At 46.5% G+C, this 12,913-nt stretch carries 10 protein-coding genes; 9 read left to right on the forward strand and 1 reads right to left on the reverse strand.

Annotated elements, in window-relative coordinates; translation table 11 throughout:
• The first annotated feature begins 14 nt into the window (after positions 1-14).
• The 5 genes from QFZ77_RS04965 to QFZ77_RS04985 all read left to right on the forward strand — a co-directional run bounded on the left by QFZ77_RS04965 (position 15) and on the right by QFZ77_RS04985 (position 6,766).
• Positions 15-1,985, forward strand: a complete 1,971-nt coding sequence (locus QFZ77_RS04965) for a DHH family phosphoesterase (RefSeq protein ID WP_307436907.1) — start codon at positions 15-17, stop codon at positions 1,983-1,985.
• Positions 1,982-2,431, forward strand: a complete 450-nt coding sequence (gene rplI, locus QFZ77_RS04970; RefSeq protein WP_056838752.1) for a 50S ribosomal protein L9 — start codon at positions 1,982-1,984, stop codon at positions 2,429-2,431. The genes QFZ77_RS04965 and rplI overlap by 4 nt, the downstream gene beginning before the upstream one ends.
• A gap of 409 nt (positions 2,432-2,840) precedes the next feature.
• Complete coding sequence (gene dnaB, locus QFZ77_RS04975; RefSeq protein WP_307436910.1) at positions 2,841-4,205, forward strand: replicative DNA helicase; 1,365 nt, start codon at positions 2,841-2,843, stop codon at positions 4,203-4,205.
• Between the two features lie 441 nt (positions 4,206-4,646).
• Entirely contained in the window at positions 4,647-5,933 is a 1,287-nt protein-coding gene (locus QFZ77_RS04980; RefSeq protein WP_307436915.1) for an adenylosuccinate synthase, read from the forward strand.
• 170 nt (positions 5,934-6,103) lie between these two features.
• Complete coding sequence (locus tag QFZ77_RS04985) at positions 6,104-6,766, forward strand: hypothetical protein (RefSeq protein ID WP_307436918.1); 663 nt, start codon at positions 6,104-6,106, stop codon at positions 6,764-6,766.
• On the opposite strand, the gene QFZ77_RS04990 is transcribed toward QFZ77_RS04985, so the two are convergent.
• Complete coding sequence (locus QFZ77_RS04990; protein ID WP_307436920.1) at positions 6,763-7,020, reverse strand: hypothetical protein; 258 nt, start codon at positions 7,018-7,020, stop codon at positions 6,763-6,765. The two genes, QFZ77_RS04985 and QFZ77_RS04990, sit on opposite strands and share 4 nt — an antisense overlap.
• 272 nt (positions 7,021-7,292) lie before the next feature.
• Here QFZ77_RS04990 and QFZ77_RS04995 point away from each other — a divergent pair, with 272 nt between their 5' ends.
• The 4 genes from QFZ77_RS04995 (at position 7,293) to QFZ77_RS05010 (ending at position 12,889) form a co-directional block, all read left to right on the forward strand.
• Entirely contained in the window at positions 7,293-8,837 is a 1,545-nt protein-coding gene (locus tag QFZ77_RS04995; RefSeq protein ID WP_307436923.1) for a peptidoglycan DD-metalloendopeptidase family protein, read from the forward strand.
• 211 nt (positions 8,838-9,048) lie between these two features.
• Positions 9,049-9,768 carry a response regulator YycF gene (yycF, locus tag QFZ77_RS05000; protein WP_029196128.1) on the forward strand — a complete coding sequence of 240 codons (720 nt, stop codon included), beginning with the start codon at positions 9,049-9,051 and terminating at the stop codon, positions 9,766-9,768.
• Positions 9,769-9,770: 2 nt separating this feature from the next.
• A complete protein-coding gene (walK, locus tag QFZ77_RS05005) occupies positions 9,771-11,603 on the forward strand; it encodes a cell wall metabolism sensor histidine kinase WalK (protein ID WP_307436928.1) in 1,833 nt (610 codons plus the stop codon).
• A complete protein-coding gene (locus QFZ77_RS05010; protein ID WP_307436931.1) occupies positions 11,600-12,889 on the forward strand; it encodes a YycH family regulatory protein in 1,290 nt (429 codons plus the stop codon). Before walK ends, QFZ77_RS05010 begins: the two co-directional genes overlap by 4 nt.
• The last annotated feature ends 24 nt before the right edge of the window (positions 12,890-12,913 follow it).

Consider the following 12,913-nt stretch of genomic DNA (forward strand, 5'->3'; position numbering starts at 1 on the left):
AGGAGCTAGTTCGAATGCCGAAGTTCCTTTTAAAGCGGTGGCACGGTCAACATATCGTGTGGATTTTCGTCCTACTCATCATTTTGACAGCCATTATTTATATGTTCAAATGGTGGCTGGGCCTTACAGCCTTTCTAGTCTGCGGTGTATTGGCTTACTTTACGCTACAAGCAGAAACAGCTTTTCGTAGAGAGTTAAATACGTACGTCGGAACGATTACACATCGGGTGAAAAAAGCAGGCAATGAAGTGATGAGTGGCCTTCCCATCGGAATTATTTTATATAATGAAGAGAAGCGCATCGAGTGGCACAACCCTTTTGTGGCAAAAATGCTTGAGAAGGATTCGGTCATTGGCGAGTCGCTATTTGAATACTTCCCTGATTTGAAAAACAAAAAGGACAAAAACGACAAAAGTGACAAGCTGGAGCTGTCCATTGGAAAGTTTATTTATCAAGTATGGATTCGGCCAGAGGAGCGGCTTCTTTATTTCCGTGAAATAACGGAGCAAGCGAATTTGGCGAAGAAGTATGAAGATGAGAAAACGGCGATCGGCATCGTAATGATGGATAATCTAGAAGAGTCGACGCAAGGTCTCGATGATCAGACGCGCAGTATTATGCTGGCTAAAGTGACTGGCGAGATTACGGAATGGGCTCAGAAGTACCAGCTTTATTTGCGCCGGACGTCGTCAGATCGTTTCCTCATTCTGATGGATCAAAAGGCTTTGCGCCAATTGGAACAAACACGGTTTGAAATCCTGGACGAAGTGCGGGATTTGACGATTGAAAATAAGCTTCCATTGACACTTAGTATTGGGATCGCTTCAGGAGCTGAGCAGCTCATGGAACTTGGTCAAATGGCACAGATGGGACTAGACATGTCACTCGGCCGCGGCGGCGATCAGGTAACGGTCAAAGTCGGGCAGCGACTTTCCTTCTATGGCGGAAGGACGAATGCGGTTGAGAAGCGTACGCGGGTTCGAGCTAGGGTCATTTCTCACGCCTTGCGTGATCTAATGAAGGATAGCGATAAAGTGATCATCATGGGTCATAAGTTCCCCGATATGGACTCCGTTGGTGCAGCGATTGGTGTCTTGAAGGCAGTACAGGTTGTCGGCAAGGAAGGCTACATTGTACTGGAGGGTGTTAATCCCTCTATTCAGAAGGTGATGGAGACGATTGCTGCCGATGAGCGGCTGCATCGTTGGTTCATTACGCCGGAGCAGGCGATGCAGATTACGACACAGCGCTCGCTGGCAGTTGTTGTGGATACACATAAGGCGTCCATGGTGGCTGAACCTAAGCTGATTCAGCTGACGCATAGGGTCGTGGTGGTCGATCACCATCGCCGTAGTGAGGAGTTCATCCATGATGCGACGCTCGTCTATATGGAGCCTTATGCGTCCTCAACGTGTGAACTTGTGACGGAGCTTCTTCAATATATCAATGAAAAGCTAACCATGGAAGTGTTGGAAGCAACGATGCTGCTGGCTGGGATTGTGGTTGATACGAAGAGTTTCAGCCTCCGTACAGGGGCAAGAACCTTCGAAGCGGCATCCTATTTGCGCCGTAATGGTGCAGATTCCTCCTTAATCCAGCGATTGCTGAAGGAAGATCTCGATTCGTATATCGAAAGAGCAGAAGTTATTAAACATACAGAAACGATCTACGAGCATGTTGCTTTGGCAGTTGCTGAGCCAAATCGCAAATATTCTCAGTTGATGATTGCGCAAGTAGCTGATACATTGTTGAATATGACGAATATTATGGCATCCTTTGTCATCGCCGAACGACCGGACGGATTGATCGGAATCAGCGCAAGATCGCTGGGACAGATGAACGTTCAGATCGTAATGGAGCGTCTGGGCGGAGGCGGGCATTTAACGAATGCAGCTACGCAGATAGATGGCACTTTAGAGGAAGCAACGAAACGATTGAAGAAAGTACTTGAGGAAATGCAGGAAGAGGAGGGACTTTTCGAATGAAAGTCATTTTACTAAAAGACGTAAAAGGCCAAGGTAAGAAGGGCGAAGTGAAAGAAGTATCTGAGGGCTACGCACAGAATTTCCTAATCGCGCAGGGACTTGCTGCTCCAGCTACACAAGGAACCGTTAAGGTGCTTGATAATCAGAAAAAGGCAGAACAGCGCCGCAAGGATCAAGAGAAAGCCGATGCTCAGGCACTCGGTGAGAAGCTCGGTGAAATGACCGTTCAAATCAAGGCGAAAGCCGGTGAAGGCGGACGTCTATTCGGAGCCATCCCTAGCAAGCAAATCGCAGAGATTCTAGAGAAGCAATATAAAATCGTAATCGATAAGCGCAAAATCGTGCTGGAAGATCCAATTCGTACGCTTGGTGTGACGAAGGTTGCTGTGAAACTGCACAGTGAAGTAACGGCTAGCTTGAACGTACATGTGACGGAGGAGAAGTAAGAAGTGGAGTGACGGAACGTGGGTAGTGGCGTTTCGGAGCAAGAGAAAACAGCGTAAATGGAGAAAGAACATGGATAAAGGTAAGAGTCCCTTGGAGGGGCTCTTATCTATTGTGAGGTAATACCGCGGTTGTTGGATTAATGAGATAATTCCCGTAGTTTGCTGCGGGGAAATTTATTAGATGTCTGTAGAGATGTTTAAGAGTTTTGTGAGCGTAAGAGAGTAAAGAGTAAAGAGTAAAGAGTAAACCTCTAAAGCCTTCTAAATTGTTTGAAGTGCTTTGAATGATATTTGAACATGAACCAATTCAGTCCGAAGTGTGGATGATAGAAAATGATTAAAGAGTTTCTCATCTTTTGTGATGCAAGGCTAGTAAACTACTAACGAAAAGAAAGGCGGGTACAGCAGCATGAGCGGAGATAATATGTTTATGGATCGTGTACCCCCACAAAATATAGAAGCCGAGCAAGCCGTACTCGGTGCTATTTTGATTCACGGCGAAGCCTTGATTACCGCCATGGAGCGGATATCAAGCGACGACTTCTATCGTGGTACACATCAACGCATCTTCGAGTCGATCGTAGAACTCGCAGAAGAGCAGGAGCCTGTCGACCTGATCACGCTTACGTCGCGGCTACAGAACAAACAGCAACTTGAAGAGATCGGCGGCGTGACGTATCTCTCTGAGTTGGCTAATGCGGTGCCAACAGCAGCAAATATTGACTACTACGCAGCTATCGTCGAGGAGAAGTCGATGTTACGCCGCCTTATCCGCACAGCAACCCAAATCGTCTCCAATGGCTATGCCAATGAGGACGATGTTGGGTCAATGCTCAGCGAAGCGGAGGCGAAGATCCTTGAGATCTCGCAGCGCCGCAGCTCAAGCGGCTTCGTGGTTATTCGCGATGTGCTCATGGAAGTATTCGAGAAAGTCGAGCAGCTTTACTCGAATAAGGGAGGGTCAACGGGGATCCCTTCGGGCTTTATTGACCTCGACAAGATGACGTCCGGCTTTCAGCGCTCGGACCTTGTAATCTTGGCCGCCCGTCCTTCGGTTGGTAAGACCGCGTTCGCGCTGAACGTTGCGCAGAACGTGGGCGTACGGGCTAAGGAAACTGTCGCCATCTTCTCCCTGGAGATGGGCGCGGCGCAGCTTGTACAGCGTATGATCTGCGCGGAAGCGAACGTCGACGCCAACCGCATGCGGACGGGTTATCTCGAGGGCGACGACTGGGAGAAGCTGACGATGGCAATTGGCGCTTTGTCCGAGGCGAACATTTACATCGATGATTCACCATCGATTACGGTCGCGGACATCCGCGCGAAGTGCCGTCGTCTGCAGCAGGAGAAGGGGCTCGGCATGATCCTCATCGACTACCTGCAGCTGATTGCCGGCCGCGGCAAAGGCGATAACCGTCAGCAGGAGGTCTCTGAGATCTCCCGTACGCTGAAGCAAATTGCGCGTGAGCTCAACGTTCCGGTCATCGCGCTCTCGCAGCTGAGCCGGGGTGTTGAGCAGCGGCAAGACAAGCGTCCGATGATGTCTGACCTTAGGGAGTCGGGATCGATCGAGCAAGATGCCGACATCGTAGCGTTCCTCTACCGGGACGATTACTACGATAAGGAATCCGAAAAGAAGAACATTATCGAGATCATTATTGCTAAGCAGCGGAACGGTCCCGTAGGAACCGTAGAGCTGGCGTTCTTAAAGCAATTTAATAAGTTCGTAAATATGGATCGAAGTCATCAGGAAGCAGCAGCCGCGCAGTATTGACGGCTGTTTTTTTTATTTTCATAAAGCTAACCTATTAGTTTGCGCAATATCCGAACGATTATACAGACACCTGTGTAATTGTTCGTTTTTAATTGACTTTGCTCAGGGGGACTGCTACACTAGAGACGGTGAAAAAACCTTGGTCGAATGCCTGCTTATCGTAAGGCAACTTCGAAATAAGGTCGTTTTTCATGCCGTAAGGTAGGTTCACTTCCTGCAGATGACTGCCGAAGAAACCTGGATGTTCCTTTGCGGTGAGTAAGCCCTCTGAACCGGTTCGCCAAATGTGAAACGGTGTATAGAGGTATTTGCATCGCCAGAGGGAAAGTAAGATGGACACTAGACGCTTTAGCGCTTTAATGAAGTCCAACTTCTCTCTGTGGTACTAAAGCCATAACGGCTCATTATGGGTGATTCGTCACCGTACGGAGGTAAGTGCATATGTCAACGGTTGTTGTTGTCGGTACGCAATGGGGAGATGAAGGGAAAGGGAAAATCACGGATTTCTTAGCGGAATCTGCTGAGGTTGTTGCTCGTTATCAAGGTGGTAACAATGCAGGCCATACAATCATTATTAGCGGGAAGAAATATAAGCTAACGATGATACCTTCAGGTATTTTTTACAAAGATAAAGCTTGTGTAATCGGGAATGGCATGGTGATTAACCCGGCTGCACTCATTGAAGAAATTAACTACATTCATGATAACGGTTTTACGACGACGAACCTTAACATTAGTGACCGCGCGCATGTCATTATGCCGTATCATTTGTTGTTGGATGGTCTGGAAGAAGATCGCAAAGGTGATAGCAAAATTGGCACGACCCGCAAAGGGATCGGACCTTGTTATATGGATAAAGCAGCTCGTAACGGTATTCGTATCGCTGATCTAATGGACGCGGAAGAGTTTGAATTGAAGCTTAGACGCATCGTTGCAGAGAAAAATGTTGTGATTGAGCAAGTTTACGGTTCACAGGGTCTTGATGTAGAGCCGATTCTCAAAGAATATCTCGAGTACGCTGAAGTCATTCGTCCATATGTAACGGATACGTCGGTTGTATTGAACCAATACATTGATCAAGGACGCAGAGTACTATTCGAAGGCGCACAAGGTGTTATGTTGGATATCGACCAAGGTACATACCCGTATGTTACCTCCTCGAACCCAACTGCAGGCGGTGTATGCATTGGTTCTGGTGTAGGCCCAACGAAGATCCACAATATCATTGGTGTGGCAAAAGCTTACACGACGCGTGTTGGTGATGGCCCGTTCCCTACGGAGCTAGACAACGAAATCGGCGCTTGGATTCGTGAAAAAGGCTTTGAATATGGTACAGTAACGGGTCGTCCACGTCGTGTTGGTTGGTTCGACAGCGTTGTTGTTCGTCACGCAAGACGCGTTAGCGGAATCACGGGCTTATCCCTTAACTCCATTGACGTTCTAACTGGCCTTGAAACGGTAAAAATTTGCACAGGCTACATGTACCGCGGCGAGTTGATTGAGCACTACCCAGCTAGCCTGAAAGCTATCTCCGAGTGTGTAGCTGTATATGAAGAGCTTCCAGGTTGGACAGAAGACGTATCCGGCGCACGTACGCTGAGCGATCTGCCTGAGAATGCCAGACATTATGTGGAGCGTGTTTCCCAGCTGACAGGTATTCCAATCGCGATCTTCTCCGTAGGTCGTAACCGTGAGCAAACGAACCTGGTTCGTCCAATCTACGCATAATCATAACCAAATGAGGCGTAATGTTCGCTTTTTCCTGAATAACTTAAGAAATCCTCTAGGCTGTTAGCAGCTTAGAGGATTTCTTTTTTATCAAAAAGGGATTTAATGGAGATGATTTCGTCAATACTGGGAAGGAGGAACATGATTATGCGCCAGGAGTGATAGCGAGAATGAAACTAATAGCATGGTTAAGTAAGATCGTCATTGGAACAGTCCTGATTACATCGATTACGATGTTTACGACATGGTATGTTGTAAACATGTACGTGGAGGATATATTTCGACAATATCAGATCCCAGCTTTGGGTAAAAAGGTTCAATTTAACGAATTTGCTGCAAGATTGGCGGGGGAGCTGAATATAGTTATGCGTAGAGACGGGGGGAAGCAAGCTGCCCCATCTGAAAGCCCTGCACCTACGAAGCCTGTTCCTAGTCTCAACCCGTCTGGAAGCCAATCTAGCCCTAGTCCAAACGATCAACTTCCCACAAGTGGAGTTAGTTCTACTGACAGTGGAGATGCTTCCCAAGGAGCCAAGGATGATGCCATAGCCGTTATGGGAAGAGCGCGAAGTGAAGCGAACGAGCAGAAAAAGGAACTCGTTATGTCGACGGAGGATTTTGCCAAAAAAAAAGAAGCACTGTCCAGCGACGATAAGATGAAAATATTTTCTCTAGTTGTTGCCAAGCTGCCGCAAAGTGACGTGCAGAATCTATCCGTTTTGCTCGAAGATGGGATTACCACAGAGGAGTTAAAGCAAGTCAATGACACGCTTAAAAAGTACTTAAGTGAGAAGGAATTGAAGCAGCTTACAGATATCCTGAGCAAGTATTAATGGAGTTGTCCGCCGTATTTGATAATCGTATCCTCAGCTTGGCGGTAGCGTGACTTCTCAACACTTACCATGAGTGCAAAGGAGGGCTCAGCAGCAAAGCTGTCTACGGATTGAATGAAGCTGTCACCTTGATCAGAACTAGGCACTACGCTATTATCGAATTTGATATCTAGTACACCTTGCAGTTTAAGAACTTCCGCCGCTTGCTCTAAATTATCCCTATTTTGGAATGTAGCAGCCAAATTAATTTCCATCGTTGATGTCCCCTTTCAATTTTTCATGCTAATTCGTCAAACCTTGTAACAATGCGCATAATCTCTTGGATTTTCATACAAAAAAATGAATTTTTAGCGCCTTCTTTTGGTGATGGACACGAATCTATCACATGGATATCGAGTATTTTGTTGAAATAGGCAGAGAAAGTGTGTTAAATTTAACAAAAGGAAGACATCCTTTATGGATATTATGTCTAATCAAGGTTTATTTATGTATCTACGGATGCAAAACCGTTCAAAGGGAGAAGATCATGACAGGTTTCAGGGGAATGCGCTTTGTCATGGATCTCATCAAGAGATTCACGCCTAAGCGAGAAAGCTTGACCGGAAATGAATCAATATCAGACAAGCAGCTGGAAGAATCAACGACAATAACGACGCTAACGGTAATGAAACGACAAAAATGGTCCCTTGCTCTGGGAGTTAGTGCAATCGCACTAACTGGGATAATTACGTTTACTGGACATCAATATGTTGAAGCAGGCATGGTGAATGTGTATCATGTGAAGCTGGATGGCCAAGAAATAGGTATTGTAAGCGACAATAAGATTATTGAAGAATATAAGCAAAGAAAACCGCAAGAAGTGCAACAAAAATTCCCAGATGTGCATGTCGTGCTGAAAACAAACGGAGTTACCTATGAGTCTGAAAAGGCTTACAATGTAGAACCAGATGATTCAGCTGTTTTGGCAACACTTGATAAGCTGCTTGTGCCGCAACCGGTCGGCATTGAATTGAAGGTAGATGGGAAAACCATCGCAATTGTGAAGGATCAGCAGACGGCTGATCAGATTCTTGAACAGGTAAGTGCACCCTTCGCGCCTAAAGCCAAGGAAACCGCTAAGGTAGCTGCCCTATCAACAGGGTTGGGTGAGGATATCACAACAGCACCATCGGAACTCGAGAAAGTAGAATTTGTTCAGCAGGTAGATACCAAGGAAGTTCCTATCGAACCAGATGATTTGGCTAAACCGGAAGATGTAATTAAAAAGCTCAAGACCGGTGATGTACAGCCTGCTAAGTATACGGTTGTCGAGGGAGATTGCGTTTCCTGTATCGCGAAGAAATTAGGGATTACAAAGCAATTCATTTATGATAAAAACCCCGGCCTTCAAGATGATAAGCTGAAAATCGGCAACCAACTTGATGTGACGGTGCTCAAACCAACGCTCTCTGTTAAGACAACAGAACGGGTTGTACAGAATCAGGAGATTCAATACGACACTGAGTATGTGAAAGATGATTCACTTCGTGTAGGTGTTGTTCAACCGATAACCGCTGGGAAGAATGGGCTGAAGAAGGTTACGATTCAAGTGACGAAGGTCGACGGTTTAATGACCGAAGAGAAGCTTGTGAATGAAGAGATCATTGATAAACCTGTTATGGCTAAGGTGAAAAAAGGAACCAAAGTCATTCAAGGCGAAGGCTCAGGGAAGTTCGCGTGGCCTGTCATTTCCCCAAGTATTTCAAGTACGTTCGGCATGCGCTGGGGTAAGCTCCACAAAGGAATTGATATTACTGGCAACAAAAATATCATGACGGCCGATAACGGCAAAGTCACGGAAACCGGTTATAAATCCGATTATGGCAATTATATTATTATTAATCATTTGAACGGTTACGAGACGTTATATGGTCATTTGAGCAAAATCACCACCACCGAAGGTACTATCGTCGAAAAGGGCGATAAAATTGGTATTATGGGAAGTACAGGCGACTCCACGGGTGTTCACTTACATTTTGAGATTCACAAAAGTGGTAGTTTAGAAAATCCTTTAAAGTATTTAAACCGCTAATTATAGACAGAGGCAAGGTCAAACCGAACAACTCGGGGGGCCTTGTCTCTTTTTTCCACAATAGAAAGAATAAGTTTCAATTTGCCTCGGGTAGAGGGTTTCTCACTTGAATGTATGATAAAATAGAGGGTAGTATGCAGGAAATAGACTGACTTTACATGCTCGTCCCAGTGGGACGAAGTCATTTATCCTTGAGTAGGCGGTGGTAGGTTTGTTTGGTAAAATTCTCGTGGTGGATGACGAACAACCGATTGCAGATATTTTGAAATTTAATTTGGAAAAAGAGGGCTACCAGGTCATCTGTGCGTATGACGGAGGAAGCGCTGTAGAGCTTGCTTTCTCTGAGCAGCCGGATCTGATATTGCTGGATCTCATGCTGCCTGTGAAGGATGGGATGGATGTGTGCCGAGAGGTTCGCTCGAAGCTGAATACTCCTATCATTATGCTCACAGCCAAAGATACAGAACTGGATAAAGTGCTTGGCCTAGAGATGGGCGCAGACGACTATGTGACCAAGCCATTCGGTACTAGGGAGCTGCTTGCCCGAGTGAAGGCGCACCTGCGCAGACAGACGAAAGCGCAGTCGGCTCCAAGCGAGTCAGACACGCAGCGGAATGGGATGCGTATTCATGCCCTGTTTATCGATAACGACATGTACATGGTGTATAAAGATGGCACACCGCTCGATTTGACACATCGGGAGTTCGAGCTTATTCAGTATTTGGCCAAAAATTCAGGCAAAGTCATGACACGCGAGCACCTGCTGCAGGCGGTGTGGGGCTTTGAATATTTCGGCGACGTACGAACAGTCGATGTAACGATTCGGCGCTTACGCGAGAAGCTGGAGACGGACCCGAGCCGTCCGGAGTATATAATGACGCGCAGGGGCCTCGGCTACTTAATGCGCAGTCCTAAGGCCGGAGGCTTCTGAGCATGAAGGGCATCCGCTTCTTTCAATCGATTCAAGCGAAGCTGATTATTATTTATGTCTTACTTATTCTGATTGCGATGCAGCTCATTGGCGTGTATTTCTATAAGACGGTGGAGACGTATTTCAAGAATGACTTTTTGGCTTCACGCAACAGTCAGGTAACGCTGCTGGCCGGTTTTGTGGGATCGTACCTCACAGGGGATCAGGACAGCAAGAACGCTGCTGAAGGCAAGAAGACGTACGCGGATTTGAACGAATTCGTCAGCAATTTATTTTCTATTAATAATGCGGAAATTCAAATTATAGATGCGAACGGGAACGTCATTAGTACATCGGTTCCTAATCATTTGAAACAGAAGAACACGCAGCCGGAAGTCATCAGGGCGCTGCAGGGGATTAAGGATAACCAACGGATCTTCACGGATGAGGATGGTTATCGGAAGGTCATTATCGCCAAACCGGTGGGCAGCGGTGCCCGTGTCCTGGGTGCGGTATACATTATCGCTTCGATGGAAGATGTCTATAAAACGATCCGATCGATTAACCGCATTCTCATCTCGGGAACCTTGATTGCTCTAGGGTTAACCGCTATTCTGGGTGTGCTCCTTACTAGTACGATCACGAATCCGATCAAAGAGATTACGAAGCAGGCGACGGCTGTCGCAGAAGGCAACTTTGATCAACAGGTTATTATTCAAGGGACCGATGAGATTGGGCAGCTCGGTCATACATTTAATTTTATGATGAATAGGCTCAAAGAAGCGCTCTCGCTGAATGAAGAAGAGAAAGAGAAGCTCGCTTCGATCTTAACGAATATGAATGACGGGATTATTGCCACGGACGATAGAGGCCATGTCATCGTGCTTAACCGCAGGGCGAAGCAAATTCTGCAAACGGAAGAGGAGACGACTCTCGGTCTGGACATATCTGAGGTGCTTGGCATTCCGATGGATACGATTCGCGGTTTCCTCCAAGGTCATGTTAGTACGACGCTGCTGGATATTCATCTCCCCGATGACGATGAGCAGTTATCCGTACGTATCACATTCACGCCGATTCACCGAAGAGGTGAAGGACAAAATGGGATTATTGCGGTGCTACAGGACGTAACGGATCAGGAGAAGCTGGAGCAGGCGAGGCGCGAATTCGTAGCGAACGTATCACATGAGCTGCGTACGCCGCTGACGACGATCAAGAGCTATCTGGAAGCGCTAGATGATGGCGCAATCGAGGAGCCGCAGCTGGCTTCACGCTTCATCAGCGTTACGCGCAGCGAGACGGAGAGGATGATCCGCTTAGTGACGGATCTCTTGCATCTATCGAGGCTTGATTCCAAGCAATCGATGATGAGTAAATCCTCGACGCTTGTGAGCGAGATGCTGGAGGAGGTGGCCGACCGTTTCTCTTTCCAGCTGCAGCAGCGTAAGATTCAAATTCTAATTCATGTGGAGCAGGGCGTAACCAGCTTACTGCTCGATCGGGATAAAATTGATCAAGTACTCGACAATCTCGTGTCGAATGCAATTAAGTATACGGGTGATGAAGGGGCCATTCAGCTTGAAGCGAGGAAGATCGAGAAGGATGTTCTGGAAATTTCGGTTCAGGATAACGGAATTGGCATCCCGAAGAAAGATCTGTCCCGCATTTTTGACCGATTCTACCGTGTGGATAAAGCGCGTTCCCGCAATATGGGCGGTACGGGGTTAGGTCTTTCAATTGCCCGGGAAATAGTAAAAGCACATGGCGGTTCGATCATTTTGGAGTCGGAACTGGGACAAGGAACTCGTGTTGTATTCACACTGCCGATTCAGCAAGAGGAGGAAGATGAGCTATGATCGAGAGTCTGAAATCCATCCTTCTTGTTGTCCTGATTGGGACGAGCTTGTACCAAAGCTTCTATTTAGCTTCTTACACCCCGCCGAAGATTGAGCCTATACAACAAAGTAATTATGTTCAGACGGAGACATTAGGGAAGCAATCGGAGCTGCATGACATGCTGTTCCCTGATCAAATCATCGTTCACTTAGGCAATCAGCAGCACTCTGTTCTGTATCCAAACAATTACTACTATACAAGACTGCTCGAAAATATTAAGCAGCGAAGTTTTAAAGGCTTTCGCAAAACGTCGATGTATTTGGTCAATGTGAACTGGGAAGAAGTTCGAACGAAACAGCAAGGGGTTGAGATTCGATTCCGCGACGGCATCCCTTTTACGATTCTTCAGCAGCTGCTTCGTATTGAAGGCGAAATGCCGATTGATAATGATAAAATCACACGGATATGGATTTACTCTAAGGGCAATAACGAGGATGTTCGTGCCTTCTTCTTTACGGATTCCCCGGGCGTTGGGTATGAAGTCATCGGGGCCGATTTTACCAGTAAAGATGTGGAAAATTTCGCGGCATTTGGTGACCTCACGAACCTATACAAAACGACAAACAGCGGGGATTACTATCTCCCAATAAAGCCGCTTCGACTGCCGAACTATATATTTAGTTATAGCTTGTTGACGTCAGATCAATTAAAACAAAGCCTGTTCGTTGATCCAGGTATTACTAGGTATCTCAAAGAGCGCGACGGTTCTGAAATTTATACGGACAGCAAGCGCGGTTTTCAGCTAAATCGAGATCTGCGGTGGGTCACGTATTCGGATCCTGTAGCGCCAGTAGAAAGTAAAACAGAGGTATTGGAAGACTTGCAGGCGGGTATCAAATTTATTAATCAGCATATCGGTTGGGATGGGAAATATATAGTTTCTCACACGCCACAGAAGCAATTAATCGATAATCACTCGTTCACGTTCCGACAGTACTATGAATCTTTGCCGATTATTACGCCGCAGGCTGAGGGCTATGGTTCCGTGAAAATGCAAGTTCAGAAGGGAATTATTTCTGGATTCGAGAGGTCGATGATTATTCCCGATCTGAAGACAGTACAGCGTCGTGATTTTGAAATCATGTCCGGTGATGCTTTGGAAGAAAGGCTGCAGTATTATCAGAAGCGATCCAGTATTGTTACTATTTTCCCAGCATATCGTCCGGTAATAACGGATAAGACGCTTGTATTGACGGCAACATGGGCTATTGAACTGCGTGATGGCACATACGATTTTGTGGAGTAAACAGGTTCCATTTCTGAGGAAAGG

The organism is Paenibacillus sp. V4I3 (assembly GCF_030817215.1).
Classification (GTDB): Bacteria; Bacillota; Bacilli; order Paenibacillales; family NBRC-103111; genus Paenibacillus_E.